Source organism: Lactobacillus gigeriorum DSM 23908 = CRBIP 24.85 (assembly GCF_000296855.1).
Taxonomy (GTDB): domain Bacteria; phylum Bacillota; class Bacilli; order Lactobacillales; family Lactobacillaceae; genus Lactobacillus; species Lactobacillus gigeriorum.
Window position 1 is genome coordinate 1 of sequence record NZ_CAKC01000018.1, and the last position, 15,121, is coordinate 15,121.

The 15,121-nt window shown below is 37.8% G+C and carries 14 protein-coding genes and 1 other annotated feature; of the genes, 10 read left to right on the top strand and 4 right to left on the bottom strand.

What is annotated here, in order from left to right; all coding sequences use genetic code 11:
- Positions 1-572: phospho-sugar glycosidase domain-containing protein (locus BN52_RS01570; RefSeq protein WP_040473297.1), on the top strand; the 572-nt coding region annotated here is incomplete at its 5' end.
- 51 nt (positions 573-623) lie between these two features.
- Positions 624-1,397 carry a ChbG/HpnK family deacetylase gene (locus BN52_RS01575; protein WP_008472331.1) on the top strand — a complete coding sequence of 258 codons (774 nt, stop codon included), beginning with the start codon at positions 624-626 and terminating at the stop codon, positions 1,395-1,397.
- 46 nt (positions 1,398-1,443) lie between these two features.
- Here the strand turns inward: BN52_RS01575 and BN52_RS01580 are convergent, their stop codons facing one another.
- Positions 1,444-2,388 (bottom strand): LysR substrate-binding domain-containing protein, encoded by a 945-nt coding sequence (locus BN52_RS01580; RefSeq protein WP_040473298.1) that lies wholly within the window; start codon positions 2,386-2,388, stop codon positions 1,444-1,446.
- A gap of 196 nt (positions 2,389-2,584) precedes the next feature.
- Between BN52_RS01580 and BN52_RS01585 the strand changes: the two genes are divergently transcribed.
- Positions 2,585-4,357 (top strand): FAD-binding protein, encoded by a 1,773-nt coding sequence (locus BN52_RS01585; protein ID WP_008472333.1) that lies wholly within the window; start codon positions 2,585-2,587, stop codon positions 4,355-4,357.
- A 61-nt stretch (positions 4,358-4,418) separates the two neighbouring features.
- On the opposite strand, the gene BN52_RS01590 is transcribed toward BN52_RS01585, so the two are convergent.
- Both BN52_RS01590 and BN52_RS01595 read right to left on the bottom strand, forming a co-directional pair.
- On the bottom strand, positions 4,419-5,852 hold the full coding sequence (locus tag BN52_RS01590) for a PTS transporter subunit EIIC (protein ID WP_008472335.1): 1,434 nt from the start codon (positions 5,850-5,852) through the stop codon (positions 4,419-4,421).
- Positions 5,853-5,864: 12 nt separating this feature from the next.
- A complete protein-coding gene (locus BN52_RS01595; RefSeq protein ID WP_008472336.1) occupies positions 5,865-6,746 on the bottom strand; it encodes an alpha/beta hydrolase in 882 nt (293 codons plus the stop codon).
- A 408-nt stretch (positions 6,747-7,154) separates the two neighbouring features.
- On the opposite strand from BN52_RS01595, the gene BN52_RS01600 reads away from it, so the two are divergent.
- From BN52_RS01600 to brnQ, 3 genes are all read left to right on the top strand, one after another.
- On the top strand, positions 7,155-7,949 hold the full coding sequence (locus BN52_RS01600; protein WP_008472338.1) for an Rpn family recombination-promoting nuclease/putative transposase: 795 nt from the start codon (positions 7,155-7,157) through the stop codon (positions 7,947-7,949).
- Between the two features lie 231 nt (positions 7,950-8,180).
- On the top strand, positions 8,181-9,170 hold the full coding sequence (locus tag BN52_RS01605) for a tagatose 1,6-diphosphate aldolase (protein ID WP_008472339.1): 990 nt from the start codon (positions 8,181-8,183) through the stop codon (positions 9,168-9,170).
- Positions 9,171-9,301: 131 nt separating this feature from the next.
- Positions 9,302-9,548 (top strand) — a binding site (T-box leader).
- Positions 9,549-9,607: 59 nt separating this feature from the next.
- Complete coding sequence (gene brnQ / locus BN52_RS01610; RefSeq protein ID WP_008472341.1) at positions 9,608-10,981, top strand: branched-chain amino acid transport system II carrier protein; 1,374 nt, start codon at positions 9,608-9,610, stop codon at positions 10,979-10,981.
- A 33-nt stretch (positions 10,982-11,014) separates the two neighbouring features.
- On the opposite strand, the gene BN52_RS01615 is transcribed toward brnQ, so the two are convergent.
- A complete protein-coding gene (locus tag BN52_RS01615; protein ID WP_008472342.1) occupies positions 11,015-11,632 on the bottom strand; it encodes a histidine phosphatase family protein in 618 nt (205 codons plus the stop codon).
- A 133-nt stretch (positions 11,633-11,765) separates the two neighbouring features.
- On the opposite strand from BN52_RS01615, the gene BN52_RS01620 reads away from it, so the two are divergent.
- The 4 genes from BN52_RS01620 to BN52_RS01635 all read left to right on the top strand — a co-directional run.
- On the top strand, positions 11,766-12,377 hold the full coding sequence (locus BN52_RS01620; RefSeq protein ID WP_008472344.1) for a hypothetical protein: 612 nt from the start codon (positions 11,766-11,768) through the stop codon (positions 12,375-12,377).
- A 138-nt stretch (positions 12,378-12,515) separates the two neighbouring features.
- Positions 12,516-13,232 carry a GntR family transcriptional regulator gene (locus tag BN52_RS01625; protein WP_008472345.1) on the top strand — a complete coding sequence of 239 codons (717 nt, stop codon included), beginning with the start codon at positions 12,516-12,518 and terminating at the stop codon, positions 13,230-13,232.
- 16 nt (positions 13,233-13,248) lie between these two features.
- Complete coding sequence (locus tag BN52_RS01630) at positions 13,249-14,418, top strand: SIS domain-containing protein (RefSeq protein WP_008472346.1); 1,170 nt, start codon at positions 13,249-13,251, stop codon at positions 14,416-14,418.
- A gap of 11 nt (positions 14,419-14,429) precedes the next feature.
- The coding region (locus tag BN52_RS01635) for an N-acetylglucosamine-6-phosphate deacetylase (RefSeq protein ID WP_040473299.1) at positions 14,430-15,121 on the top strand (692 nt) is incomplete at its 3' end.

The window sequence follows — 15,121 nt, forward strand, 5'->3', positions numbered from 1 at the left end:
AAAACAGCATCCATTCTGCAGCCTTCGTATCGAGCAAAGTGGGTAAAATGGGCCCTTGGAGCGTAAGCGATGGCCTGCCGACCCTTGAGATGGATCGTAAGCTTCCAATTGACGTTCAAGCAAAACAATTGTGGGCAACTGGTTTAATCGATGACGTAATTATCGGCAATGCCTATGCTCCAGAAGCAGAATTGGCAGCTTTGGCTCAAGTAGACCGCTATCTCTTAACGTTAGACGTCGATTTTGTAGCAGACATCAATCCAATTGAAGAAACCATCGTTAAAAAGCCCCTGCATTTCTGGCGAGGCGATATTAATTCCTTGGTGATCCGCTCAACCATGCCAAGAGTAACGCATCGAGAAGAAGAAAATCCAGCCCATGACAATGAATTGGAATTTCAACCTGGCGACGTTTTAGTAGGTAACGATGGTTTTGGTCCATACAAAAATGAACTGCAGATTGTACGCAAGGCGCATCGTGAACTTAGAAAGAACAAGGTAGGAAGCATTAAGCAGGATCAGCTGTTCTTGCTTGATTTTTTGAAGCCATGGAGCAAGTTTAAACTAAAATAAGAATCATTCAATATAATTATAATTTGAATATATATAGTAATAGGCACTATCATGAAGAAAATTTTAGTAAGAGCAGATGATTTAGGCTATTCTTGTGGTGTAAATTACGGTATTTATGATGCTGTTCATAATGGTTTTATCAATAATGTTGGTATTATGGTTAATATGCCAACTACAGAAGTTGGCTTTAACATGATTAAAAATGAGCCCATAGATTTTGGTCAACATACTGATATCACTAATGGCAAGCCGGTGTTGCCAGCAGATCAAGTTCCAAGTTTAGTTGATAAAAATGGATATTTTCTTCGATCAAAAGTTTATCGAGATAATATAAAAGTCGGAAAGCCTGATTTTATTAACTTGGAAGAAGTGGTCGCAGAAATTGAAGCTCAATACCACCGCTTTATAGAATTAGTTGGTCGAAAGACTGATTATTTTGAAGGACACGCAGTTGCTAGTCCTAACTTTGTTAAGGGCTTAAGAATTGTGGCAGAAAAATATGACTTGCCATTCCTTGACTTTACATTTGATGGTAAACCTTTGAAGTTCAAAAAGCAGACAACTTTCGTCTCACCGTTTGATTTTATGAATTCAGATTATGATCCCAAGCGAACACTTAGACAATTGATGAATGAAGCAAGTGATAGTTGGACTAACATCCCGATGATGGTTTGTCATCCAGGATTTTTGGATAAATATATTCTTGAAACATCAAGTTTAACAACTCCACATACATTGGAGGCGGATATGGCGATTGATCAAGCATTAATGGCAGAGATCAAAGCTAACAAGATTCAATTGATAAGATACAGTGAATGCAAATAATTATAACAAAATAGTGTTAGGATCGAGCCTAACGCTTTTGTTTTACTTATTTTTTTGTCAACTTAGTCAAATATTCTTGATACTGCAATTCGATCTTATAAAGCTCTGCAGCGAGTGCCTTGATTTGTTCAGAAGCATCGTTACGATGAGAAACTGCGAGTTCGAAATTTAACGACGATTTTGGAATTTTAATCAAATTGAATGGCTTTTTTCCAATCCAAGGTAGGGCAAAATCATATTCTGTAACAAAGATTCCAGCGCCCTCAATGGCTAGATTGGTTCCCGCAACATGATTACCAACTTTTAAAACCTTGTTCTGGTGTACGTTAGTATCAGTTAACATGTGATCAACCAATTTTTGAAAAAAGGAATCGTCGGTTAAAGAAATAAGGTTCTGGTTATTGAATTGAATTAAATCGTCTTTTGTTAATATACGAAGGTAATTTTCTTTATTAGATGAATACAATGATGAATTTTCCGGGATTAGAAAATAAAAACTTAGTGCGAATGATTCTTTGCTGGTAATCGTGGTATTGAAAATTAGCTTTCCGCAGGAAATATCAATATCGCGCGTGAGCAGTTTTTGCTCAGCTACGTCAGAAGTAACCTCAGTTAATTCGAAATTGATATCAGGAAACTTTCGGTGAAGCTGTTCATAAATAATATGTCCATAAACCGTAATCCATGGCTGATTAACGCCGATTTTAATGAAATTTGTTTCGCCAGCGATATAAGGTGACAAATCTAGTTTTAGCATATTTTGGATTTCCAATTCCTTTTCTAAACTTGCTAAAACGATTTTTCCAGCCTTAGTTAAAGTAATTGGAGGTGGTTTACGGTTGATCAGCTTAGTATGATATTTCAACTCAGCATTATAAATTTGTTTGCTTACATATGGTTGCCCTAGCATTAAGCGATTGGCAATATCAGTGATTGAGCGACATGTTTTAACGCTTGCTAAAATATCATAGATTGTTTGTTCTGCCGTAATTTCTCCTAATTATGCATTTTTGGCATAAATTTTGTAGTATTTGGTAATTTACTATCTCTATAATTACACGGATAATCAATATTGTAAGCGATTACTAGCGATCAACAGTTATTCTGATTTAGGAGAAAAATTATGTCAAGATTGAACAATAAACAAGTCAATTTTTATAAAAAATATGATGTAATCGTATTAGGATTTGGGGGGTGCTGGTGCAACCGCTGCTCGTTTTGCTGCTGATGAAGGAGCTAAAGTGTTATTAGTTGATTCAGCTCCAGAGGGCTATGAAGGTGGTAACACTCGTTACTCAGCACAAATGATATCTACAACTAGAGATTATGGTAGTGAAAAGAAGTATTTTGCAGCTTTAACTAAGCCAATGCATTATGACGAAGAAGTTGCTAATACTTTTGTTGAAGGTATGGCAAACATATCAACCTACTTGCAAAAGTACTTAGGTGTTGAGCACCCATATTCATATCGTGAAGATTTCATTGGCAATCCTAAATTTGCTGCCTTTGATAAGGCTTTACGTGATAATACTGTTGAATATAAAGACTTCCCAGGTGCTGATCAACATGATGTTCTTGGTGCTACTCACGGCTTCTTTGATGCTGGTTTATGGAAGAAATTACGTGCAGAAGTAGTGAAGCGTGAAAATATTGATGTTTGGTTTGCTTCCCCAGCTAAGCACCTTATTATGAATGATGAAGTGGTAGTTGTAGGAGCACAGATTGAACATGAACATGTGTTACGCAACATTGCTGCTACTAACGGTGTCGTTTTAGCTACTGGTGGTTTTGAAAATAATCAAGAAATGATTGAAGACTACTTAGGAGCTTCAAGATTGATTCCATTAGGGACGCTTTATAACAAAGGTATTGGTATTAAGTTAGGTAAAGAAGCTGGTGCGCAAATGTGGCACATGAACAACTTTGAATCACTTGGTTTATATCATGGAACTGCCTTAAAGGTTGCAGAAGGTGAACGAGGACAATTGCTTTTAGGTCATTGGCCAGCGGCAACTGATGGTAGTGTCTTCTTAGCTGGTGACGATGGTTCTCGTTACTGCTGTGAAGAAGAGACTAACCGTCATGGTCACGTATATAGTCATGGTTACTGGAGAACACCACAAAACCAAGATCATCCACACATTATTTTTGATCAAAAACAATATGCAAAATTTGCAGAAAAGGGTCCTGTTGCTGATGTTCTTGAGCGAATTATCAAGGCCGAAACTCTAGAAGAATTGGCAGAAAAAATTGATGCTAATGCCGAAGTATTAAGTCGTCAAATCAATGAATTTAACAAGTTCGTTGAGAATGGCTGTGATTATGCTTTCCACCGTGATCCAAAGACGATGGCTAAATTTGATGAAGTTGGTCCATACTACGCTTTGGCTGTTCAACAAACTGTTTTGAACACTCAAGGTGGACCTCGTCGTAATGCTCGTGCCGAAGTTGTTGCCCCTGATAATCAACCAATTCCTCACTTGTACAGTGCAGGTGAATTAGGTGGTGTTTCGGCTGGTCGTTACCAAGCTGGTGAAAACATTGCTGAATGTTTGATTTCAGGTAAGATTGCAGGTCAAAATGCTGCCTGGCCAAAGGAGAAAATTGCAGATATTGAGGTGGTTTCAACTACTGAATATGATGCTAATAGTGGGGCATCAGAAAGTGAAGCTACCAATGAACATGAGTTTACTACTGAAGACAACCAATATTTAGGTACTAGTGATGCTGGTATGGGTGGAACCATGACTGTTCGTGTAACTTTAGGTGAAAATAAAGCAATCGAACAAGTTGAGGTTTTGAAACAAACTGAAACCGGCATTGGTCAAAAAGCTATTCAAACTTTGCCAAACAAGATGGTTGAAGCAAATACTTATGAAGTAGATTCCGTAACCGGTGCTTCTGCAACTAGCCGTGCATTGAAAGAAGCGGTAAAGAAGGCAATTGAAAGTGCTGAATAAGTAATTTAGTCTTATATGCAAAAATCCCGAGCTTCCGAGCTCGGGATTCTTTGTATATAGCTTATTCAGGGAATAATTCATTGATTCGATCTTCGTCAGCACCGAACAACCAGGTGAGAATAAATCCTCCAGCATATGAAATTAGTAATGCAAGAAGGAAAAGCAATTGCTTACCAGGTTGCATGATCAAAAGACCAAACAAACCAGAAACACCTTGAGAAACTGTTCCTAAATGGAAGAGTGAGGCAGCAATTCCTCCAAAACCAGCTCCAAGTGAAGCAGTAATAAAGGCTTTACCTAGTGGAAGAGTTACTGCATACATCAAGGGTTCACCAACGCCTAAAACGGCAACTGGAATTGAACTCATTACGAGTTTCTTGAAACGCTTATTTTTGCTCTTGAAAAAGAGTGCAAGACCAGCACCAACTTGACCACCACCGGCCATCATTAAAATTGGTAAAAGATAGTTAATTCCATGGGTAGGGCCAGATGGATCGTTTAACATAACATGAATAGGTGTTAACGCTTGGTGTAAACCGACTGATACTAAAGCTAAGAAGCTTGAAGAAAGGAGGTAGCCACCAAACCAACTTAATTTGTTGTATAAAAAGTCCATTGCAATATAAATTGCATTAGTTAGCCATGATCCCACTGGTTGAAGGAAAACAACTGAGATCAGGGCACAGAAGATAAGGGTAATAATTGGTGTTAAGAAGGTATCAAGCACATTTGGCATGAATTTACGGATAGTTTTTTCAGTCCAGGCAATGAAAATACCCATAAATAATGCTGTAAGTAGCCCGCCAACACCAGCAACATAAGGTTTGTTAGTAATTGGCATGGAAACTGCTAGCGAAGATAGTGGGAAGGAAGCTAAACCAAGGTTTAAGCAGAATACACCACCGATTCCGCCAAGAATAGCTGTACCTTTAAATTCTTTAGCTGCATTCATACCAATAAAAATTGGGAGAAAGGCAAACAGACCCCAGCCGATAGTTTTAATGGTCAAATACCACCAGTCATTACTAAAGGCGCTGCCAGTTTGAAAATCGATAACGTTTGTAATACCGTTAACTAATCCGGCTGCAATAATACCAGGAAGTAAAGGAATAAAAACATTGGCAATGTGATGTAACCCTCGTTGAAGTGGTTTATCGTACTTAGCTTTTTGTGCTGCTTTATTTTTGGCAGCCTGTTCTTTGACTTCATCTAAAGCATTACCTTCTTCAGCTTCGCCGAGAGGCAAGCCGGTTAACTTGCTGAATTCGTTACCTACTTTAGTAACTTTACCCGGTCCTAAAACTACTTGAAGTGTATCAGCATTGACAACTCCAAGAACACCATCGATTTTCTTAATTCCATCGATATTTACCTTATTTAAATCTTTAACATGTAAGCGTAATCGCGTCATACAAATTAGATTAGCAGCAACATTTTCTGGCCCTCCAACTTTTTCGAGGATCTGTTCTGCCAATACTTGTTCTGTTTTACTCATAGTTATTTACCTCTAATTCAGTTCATTTAGTGCCCAAGCATAAGCTGTAGGAGCAACTTTGGCCCAGTATGTCCAATTATGATTGTCACCACTGTCTTTGATGAATTTTACTGAATATCCATTCTGTTTAAGAGTATCAACAAAGGACGTTACATCTTTAATAGGAACAGTACTGTCAGAAGAAGTCGATTCAACAAAGAATTTTACTTTCTTCGATTCTGGACTCATGTATTTAGTTGGGAACAAACTATCATAAACTTTATCTGACCAGTTAACCTTACCATCTGTAAATGCATGCATATTCATTCTTATTGGATTATCTTTTGGTAACTTTTGCCATACTGAAGGTGAGATCAGAACAGCCTTGCTCCAAATGTTAGGATATTTTAGAGCTAATCTAGCAGCACCATACCCACCCATCGAAATGCCACCGATTGCTTGGTGATCTGCATCAGTTAAAGTCTTATAGTTTTTATTAATTTGAGGAACTAAATCCTTAACAATGGCATCTTCCATTTGCATACCATCTTTTTGATTAACGTAGAAACTATTAAAACCATCTACAAAGACAACAATCATCTTCTTATGATTACGCTGGATAATTCCATCAAGAATTTGTTGGGAATTATATCTTTCTAGTAGGTTACGATGGTTTCCATATAAACCATGCATTAAATAAAGGACAGGGTATCTTGTATTGGCATTCGGATCATATCCTGCAGGAAGATAAACATCGTAATTCCAATCTAGATGGAGACTTTTAGAATACATTGTGGTGGTTGCCACGCTACTCTTATGACTAGTAGGTGTCGCTGATTTGTCGCTACAACCTGTTGCTAGTAGAGAGAGCATAATGACAGCAATACTTATAAAAAACGGTTTGCGTAATTTCATCTTTCTATACCTCATAATAAATAGAACGCTTACACATGATATTATAAGCCAAAGAAATAATATTTCAATATAAAAGATATAAATGCCTATATAAAGGAATTTTGTTTCTTATAAAAGGTTAGTAAAAGAGGAGCCGAGTAATAAATACGCGTTTTCATTTATACAGAGAAAAGCGCTTTAGTTTTTAAGAAAAGGTAAAGATGTCGTTTTGAAAAATAGATTTGGCCATTTTCTGCGTATCTAATATATGTAGGGGGATATTTTGCCTCTACTAATTTGTTACAGAAAGGTAGAATTTATGGCAGAAAAAGACAGAATCGAAAAAGTGTTTTTCCAGCACCCTGATGTTTTGCCGATGTCTTCAATGGTAACGTTTTTGGAGGAAGAGAGGCGATCGATCCCAGCAAATTGACCGCTAGAGAAACGGAAAGTCAGTTTAGCGATCATCAGGGCAGGCACCACACGCAGTATCGCGATCTGCTCATGAAATATAAGGAGGGCAAGCAGACGCTAGCCTTGTTTGGCATTGAGAATCAATCCAAGATCGATAAGATGATGCCGGTTAGAGTGTTGAACTACAATATTGCTTCTTATGCCAAGCAAGCTAGCTTAGGAGCTAAGAAGCTTTATCCAGTGATGACAATCGTGTTATACTTTGGTCAAAAGAAGTGGAATGCGAGCCGGCAGCTGGAGGATCTGTTTGATCTCAAGAACTATCCAGAGCTGAGGGAGTACATGCCTAAGCTTAAAATCAAGGTAGTAGACGTAGCGCATATGGACGAAGCAGAGCTTGAGAAGCTGAAGAGCGACTTCAAGCATGTAGCGCAGTATCTGACCAAGTGTTCAAAGAATGAAGCTTACGAGCCAGAAGAACCGACATTCCAGCATTTTGATGAATTTATGGATCTGATCAGCGAACTTGATCATAAAGGAGTAGACGAATTCCAGGAATGGATAGAAGCAAACGGAAGCGACGAGGTGAAGGACAAGATGATGAACTTTATAGATAGAGCTAAGGCAGAAGGAGAAACCAAGGGAGAAACTAAGGGAAGAAAAGAAGGTCTAGCGAACCTGATCATAGTATTAAACGAAAGCGGCTTTGAAGAAAGTCAAGTCTTTGAGAAAGCGAAGGCCCGCTATGGCAAGTACTTCAGCGATGAGGAAATCAAGCGCTTCATTGCGGAAACGAAGCTAGGCGCATAATTATTAAAAAATCACGAAAAAGAAGCAAGTAGACACGAGGCTGTGGACTACTTGCTTCTTTTTGCTATAAATATTTTTCGACAATGAACAAATTGATATATGTTTTTATATACATTTAATATGAGAAATAAAACAAAAAAAAAATTATCAAACTGGTTAGTACCACTTTACAATATAAGCGCTAAATGCTAGCATAATAAATGTAAAGAAAACGGATTCAAGGAGAGAATTATGCGAAAGATTACAGCTGAAGTTGCAAAACACATGGAAAAATTATCAAATGATGCAGGAGTAATTAGTGCCCTAGCAATAGATCAACGTGGCTCACTTAAACGAATGTTAGCTGAAGCTGCTAACAAGCCAGCAGATGAAACTACTATCGTTGATTTCAAGAAAGCTATTTCTAAGGAACTAACCCCATATGCTTCATCAATTTTGACCGATCCAGAATATGGATTGCCAGCAACCAAACTTAGAGATGAAAATTGCGGTTTATTATTAGCGTATGAAAAAACTGGTTACGACACGACTGAACCAGGTAGAATGTGTGATTTAATCGAAGATCAATCAGGTCTACGTATTAAAGAAGAAGGTGCGGATGCAATCAAGTTCTTGGTATACTATGATGCTGATGAACCAGACGCAATTAATGATAAAAAACGTGCCTTTGTTGAACGAGTAGGTGCTGAAGCTAAGGCAAATGACTTGCCACTATTCTTGGAGCTATTGACTTATGATGGCAACATGGAAGACGTTAAGAGTGCCGAATATGCGAAAGTTAAGGCTCATAAAGTTATTGAAGCAATGAAGGAATTTTCAGAACCACGTTATAATGTTAGTGTTTTAAAGGTTGAATTACCATTTAATCTTAAATACGTCGAAGGTTTTGCTGAAGGTGACGTAATTTACACTAGAGCTGAAGCATTGAATTTATTGAAGGAACAATCAGATGCGACTGATTTACCTTATATCTTCTTATCAGCTGGCGTAACTTCGGAAGAATTTATTGTTGAAATTAAAATGGCAGAAGAAGCAGGCGCACAATTTAATGGTGTCTTATGTGGTCGTGCAACTTGGAAACCAGCAATCAAACCTTTTGCAGCTGAAGGTGAAGAAGTAGGTAGCAAGTGGTTAGCTGAACAAGGTAAAGAAAATATTGAAAACTTAAACGCTGCTCTAAAGGGTGCAAAATCTTGGAAAGATAAGTTAACCGCAGAGTAGTTGCTTTAAAATGAGCTAGAGAAATTAATCTCTGGCTTTTTTCTTTTACGGAGCGTTCGAAAAAATAAATAGTAAAAAATTGTTGACAAGCATAATAATTTAATTAAAATAGTTATTAACAATTTAATTAATCGAAAACAAAGAAAAAGAAGAGTAGTTTAATCTAAGTTTTCAGCGAGTCTCGTTAGGTGCAAGGAGATAAATAGCGATTAAGCGAAGATCACTTTTGAGTTCAACTTCTTAATTTATTAGTAAGAAGGAGTGGGAGCACCCATTACAGTGCCTACGTATCGTCAGTTCTACTGGCTGCACGTGAAAAGATATTGCTAGTGATAGTAATATGAAAATAGGGTGGTACCACGCTGAAGCGTCCCTCAATCAGAGATATTCTGGTTGAGGGATTTTTTGTTTTCGGATAGATTATAGGGGGATGTATCATGAAAGATTCAACATCACAAAAGTTAACATGGAAAGGCTATTTAGTAGTTGCTTCTTTACTATTTGGATTGTTCTTTGGTGCTGGTAACTTAATTTTCCCACTCCATTTAGGGCAATTAGCAGGGAAAAATTGGGCAGTAGCTGCTGTCGGATTTTTAGTTACTGGGGTTCTATTGCCACTTCTGTCAGTTCTAGCAGTATCGATCACTCGTTCTGAAGGGGTTTTTGATATTGGTAAACCGTTGGGTACTGGTTTTGCCGTAGTATTTATGGTTTTGATTCACGCGACTATTGGACCATTATTTGGTACTCCAAGAACGGCTACGGTTTCGTTTACTGTCGGGATTGCGCCTTTTGTACCTAAAAATACTGATTCGATGTCATTGCTTATCTTTTCAGCTCTATTCTTTGTAGCTGCATTTGCTTTTTCTTACCACCAAAACAACATTTTGTCTAACATTGGTAAGGTATTAAATCCATTATTCTTATCATTATTATTCCTGGTTTTCGTGGTAGCATTTCTTAATCCTTTAGGAGATCCTCAAACAGCTCCCGTAACTTCAGCTTATCAACATTCAGCTTTAGTGAATGGCTTCCTTGAAGGGTATAACACGATGGATGCTTTGGCTGGTCTTGCCTTTGGTGTTACTGTGGTTACCGCAGTTCGAGGCATGGGATTCAAAGATTCTAAGAGCCTTTCAAAAATTGTTGCTCAATCGGGAATTGTAGGTGTAGCTGCCATCGGGTTCATCTACTTATTATTGATCTTAATGGGAGCTATGTCTTTAGGGCATTTTAAGCTTTCCGAAAACGGTGGGGTAGCTTTTAATCAAATCGTTAACGTTTATGGTGGTGTATTTGGTCAAGCGCTATTAGCATTACTGTTGACAGTAACGTGCTTGACTACTGCTGTAGGTTTAGTAGCAGCCTTCGCCCAAGACTTCCACAAACATTTCCCAAAAATTAGCTACCATACTTGGTTGTTCTTGAGCTGTTTTTCATCATTCTTAGCTGCTAACTTTGGTTTGGACCAAATCATCGCTTGGTCAACCCCAATGTTGATGTTCTTATACCCATTGTCAATGGTTTTAATTCTTTTATCCGTTTGTTCGCCACTATTTAATAAAGCAGGGGTAGTATACTTCTTTGTAATCGTGTTTACAGTAGTTCCAGCTTTAGGGGACATGATTGTTGCTTTCCCAAGTGTGGTAAGCAAGAGTCAATTTGGACTTGCCGTGGCTGGCGTAAGAAGTCACTTGCCACTTGCTGATATGGGCTTATCATGGTTAGTTCCAGCCTTGGTTGGCTTAGCAATTGGTTTAGCAGTGTATTATGCTAGAAGAAAAAACGTTCCTGAAGGACAAGTTAATTAACTCTGACCATAAAAAAGACCCGAAAGGGTCTTTTTAAATGCCATAATAAATTGGAAGATCTTGATTGAAGGACATCAATTGGACATAATCATGTTCCGCATCGATATTAAATTCTGTAAATGAAACGTTATTTACAGCACCTATTTTTTCAATCTTAACGTTCAAAAGAGCCGCCATAAAAGCTCTAATGGTAAAACCATGGCAAACTACCATAACGGTTTGATCTGAATGTTTGACCTTAATTTCATCATAAAATGAACGAACACGATCGATTACATCTTGATAGCTTTCAGCGTTTTCTGCATATTTTAGGTAATTATTGCCAATTAAACCAACAAAATCAAAAGCATCTGGATATTTTTGGTATAGTGGCGTTGCATGTTTACCTTCCCACGATCCGAAGTTCATTTCAAGTAAACGCTTGTCAGTAATAATATCTTTTTCATGATTGGTAAGAATCTCAGCAGTTTGAAACGCTCTTTTTAGTGGGCTAGCGTACACTTGATCAATTTGATCGAGCTTTAATTTAGGGTAAATCGCTGCTGCTTTTTCAATCCCTGCCTCACTTAGTTCTGGGTTGCTTTGTGCTCCTGAGATTATATCATTTAAGTTGTGATTGCTAATGCTATGTCTTACTAAGATTAATTTCATTGGGTTAAAAAATCCTTTCTGTTATCACTTAAAACTATAACTAGACATGTATTAGCTGTCAATGAAAGCTTTTACATTTGATAATTTTGTAGCATAATAAAAATAGCTTAACATTAGAGAGTAGGAACTAAAAATGAAGCCATATTATTACATTATTATTTTTGTACTTTTCTTGATTTACCTTGGCTTTGAAATTTATTTCAAGCAACGAACTCAGAAAAACACAATTAGATTGATAGATAGTTTGAAAAATGGTGATTTTAAAACTTTTAATAGTTTAATTGACGATCCACAAGTAAAGAAAACAGTTTCTGCCTATAATCGTTTATCTTTAACTTTTAATGCTGCTATTGCCCAGAATATGTTAGCTAAAGCAGATGAGGCTTTTGATGAAGTAGCAAACTTGAATTTAACAAGTGAGCAAAAAATTGGATTTTTTGGCAATGCCTTAAACTACTATATTGGTCTTAAGAATAAGGAAAAAGCAAAAATCTGTTACGAAAAAATTAAATCAGTTAAACGCAATGCGACTCAAAAAGAGTACCTGATGACCATTTATGAAGTAATGGTTGAAAATCAAACTACTAAAAAATCAATTATTGAACAGCGGTTGAACCATGAACCTGATGAACAAAAACTAGCAGATTACTATTTACTAGAACACATTTATCAGTTGGAAAATAATCATGAAAGGGCTAAAGAATGTGAGCGCTTAGCCGAGAAACTGGCGTCACAGCTACAATAGCATTATAATAGCATTTGTCGGTATTTTGATAGGTGCTATTTTTTTAGACAAAATACTAAATCATATTCTATTTTACATGAGATAATGTTATACTGAATTTGTAAGTGGTACTAACCAGTTAAGGAAAGAGGAACTGATATGGCAAACCCGCTTTATCGTGAGTTGATGGAACGACTCGAAAAAGAAATTAGAGAAAAATATGCTCCTAACGAGCAGCTTCCTAGTGAACGAGATATGGTAAAAAAATATAATGTCAGTCGGAGTACGATTCGTCTTGCATTGGGCGATTTAGAACAACGTGGCATTATTTATCGTTTACATGGGAAAGGGACGTTTGTATCTTCTTACTTTTCCGATCAGACTAGTTTATCAGCTACTTATTCATTTAGTAAACTTAGTGGAAATGGCTTTAAACCAAGTACGCAGAACATTTCTTTGGGATTAATTGCTCCAGATGAAGAGATTGCTAAACAGTTGAATTTGGCACCAGGCGAAAGGGCCTATGAATTAACACGTTTGCGCTTATCAAACGGTGAACCATTCTTGTATAGCAAGACCTATCTGCCTGAGAAGATATTCCCTGATTTTGTGTTAGATGATGTTGAACATGATTCACTTTATGATGTAATGCAGAAGAAATATCAGCAAATTAGTGTACTGGCATTCGAAGATATTAAGGCGGTTAACCTTGACGCAAGAGTAGCAAAAATTCTTGAAGTCAATGAAGGGGATGCGGCAATGAAAATTTATCGGCGTACGATTAACGATAAGAATGTATCCGTCGAATATACTAAAGCCTTTGCCCGTGGAGATAAGTTTATTTATCAATCAAAGCAGTATAATAATATTTATTAGTTTATGAGGTGTAAAAATGTTTGAAAAGACCGATGAAGAATTAAAAGCTTTAGGTGCAGATATTACAACTAGAGAAATTGCTCAGCAACCTGATTTATGGCGCCAAACTTGGGATATTTACCAAAATAAAAAGGCTGAAATTGAAAACTTTTTAGCAAATATTCATGAAAAGTTTGGCAAAGTGAAAGTAATCTTCACTGGTGCAGGGACTAGTGCATATGTTGGTAACACAGTAATGCCTTACTTGAGAAAACATAGCGATCGTAGTAAATATGACTTTGAAGCAATTGATACCACTAAGATTGTTTCTACTCCAGAAGATTACTTGGAAGAAGAAACACCAACGATTTTAGTATCATTTGCTCGTAGTGGTAATTCACCTGAATCAGTTGCAACTGTAGAAATTGCTAAGCAAATTGTAAAGAATTTATATCAAATTGCAATTACTTGTGCACCAGAAGGCTTTTTAGCAAAAGATTTGCAGGATGATCCTAATGGCTTAGTATTATTAATGCCAGAAAAGTCACTTGACTTAGGTTTTGCAATGACTGGTTCATTCTCATGTATGTCGCTTGCCACTTTGTTGGTCTTCGATACCACTTCAGAAGAATTGAAGCACGAATATGTTGAAAAGATTGCTAAAATGGGTGAGGAAGTCGTTGCTCGTGAAGCAGATGTTCAAGCTTTAGTAGATACTGATTTTAACCGTATTACCTATATTGGTAGTGGTGCTCTAGGCGGGTTAGCAGAAGAAGCTAGATTGAAGATTTTGGAATTGACTGCAGGTAAAGTAGCCGCATTATTTGACACTTCTATGGGTCTTCGCCATGGTCCTAAATCATTCTTAGATGATAAAACGATTGTATTCGACTTTGTTTCAAATAATACTTACACTCGTCAATACGATTTAGACATTCTTGATGAAATCAAGGGGGATGAAATTGTACCTTTAGTAATGGGTGTTGGTCAAAAGAAAACTGATCAAGACTTTGATGGTAAATTCTTTGCTTTCAGCGAATCAGAATTATTACCAGATGCATATGTTGCTTTCCCAGACATTATGTTTGCACAAACAATTGCACTTTTGACTTCAATTAAGGTTGGTAACACTCCAGATACGCCTTCACCAACAGGAACAGTTAACCGTGTCGTAAAAGGTGTAACCATTCATGAATACAAAAAGTAGTAGGTAAGATTATGACTTATTACATTCATGCAGATAAATTTTTCCTAGAAAATCGAACTGAAAATGGCGGCTATCTTGAAGTTACTGATGATGGCAAGTTTGGCTTCTATTATCCAGAAGCTGACAAGCCAGAAGGTGAAATTCGCGACTATACTGGCAAGTGGATTGCTCCTGGGTTAGTCGATACCCACATCCATGGCTCAGTCAAAGAGGACGTCATGCACAGCGACTGGGACGGCATCAACAAGCTTTCTGAGGCTTTGCTCAGTGCCGGCGTAACCTCATGGCTGCCAACCACCATCACGGCAGCTGACGAGACCCTGACCGAGATTTGCCGTATGTTTGCCGCTCATCGAGGCGAAGAGACGGGAGCCAAGATTCAAGGAATCCATTTTGAAGGACCGTTCTTTACCGAAGAGCATGCAGGAGCTGAGAACCCTAAGTACATGCTCGATCCTGACATCGAAGTCTTTAACAAGTGGCTTGAAGCTTCAGATGGCATGCTTAAGAAGATCTCGATGGCACCTGAGCGCAAGGGCTCTAAGGAATTCATTCGTCAAGCAGTTGAGGAAGGCGTAGTCGTTGCCTTAGGGCACTCCAGCGCTAGCTTTGACGAAGCGGTGGCTGGGATCGAAGCCGGAGCCAGCATGTTCACCCATACCTTCAACGGCATGCCTGATCCTGCTCACCATGGCACGACGAT

Coding starts and splice junctions, on each gene's coding strand:
- BN52_RS01575 (WP_008472331.1), top strand. CDS start 624: ATGAAGAAAATTTTAGTAAGAGCAGATGATTTAGGCTATTCTTGTGGT.
- BN52_RS01590 (WP_008472335.1), bottom strand. CDS start 5,852: ATGAGTAAAACAGAACAAGTATTGGCAGAACAGATCCTCGAAAAAGTT.
- BN52_RS01595 (WP_008472336.1), bottom strand. CDS start 6,746: ATGAAATTACGCAAACCGTTTTTTATAAGTATTGCTGTCATTATGCTC.
- BN52_RS01605 (WP_008472339.1), top strand. CDS start 8,181: ATGCGAAAGATTACAGCTGAAGTTGCAAAACACATGGAAAAATTATCA.
- brnQ (WP_008472341.1), top strand. CDS start 9,608: ATGAAAGATTCAACATCACAAAAGTTAACATGGAAAGGCTATTTAGTA.
- BN52_RS01615 (WP_008472342.1), bottom strand. CDS start 11,632: ATGAAATTAATCTTAGTAAGACATAGCATTAGCAATCACAACTTAAAT.
- BN52_RS01620 (WP_008472344.1), top strand. CDS start 11,766: ATGAAGCCATATTATTACATTATTATTTTTGTACTTTTCTTGATTTAC.
- BN52_RS01625 (WP_008472345.1), top strand. CDS start 12,516: ATGGCAAACCCGCTTTATCGTGAGTTGATGGAACGACTCGAAAAAGAA.
- BN52_RS01630 (WP_008472346.1), top strand. CDS start 13,249: ATGTTTGAAAAGACCGATGAAGAATTAAAAGCTTTAGGTGCAGATATT.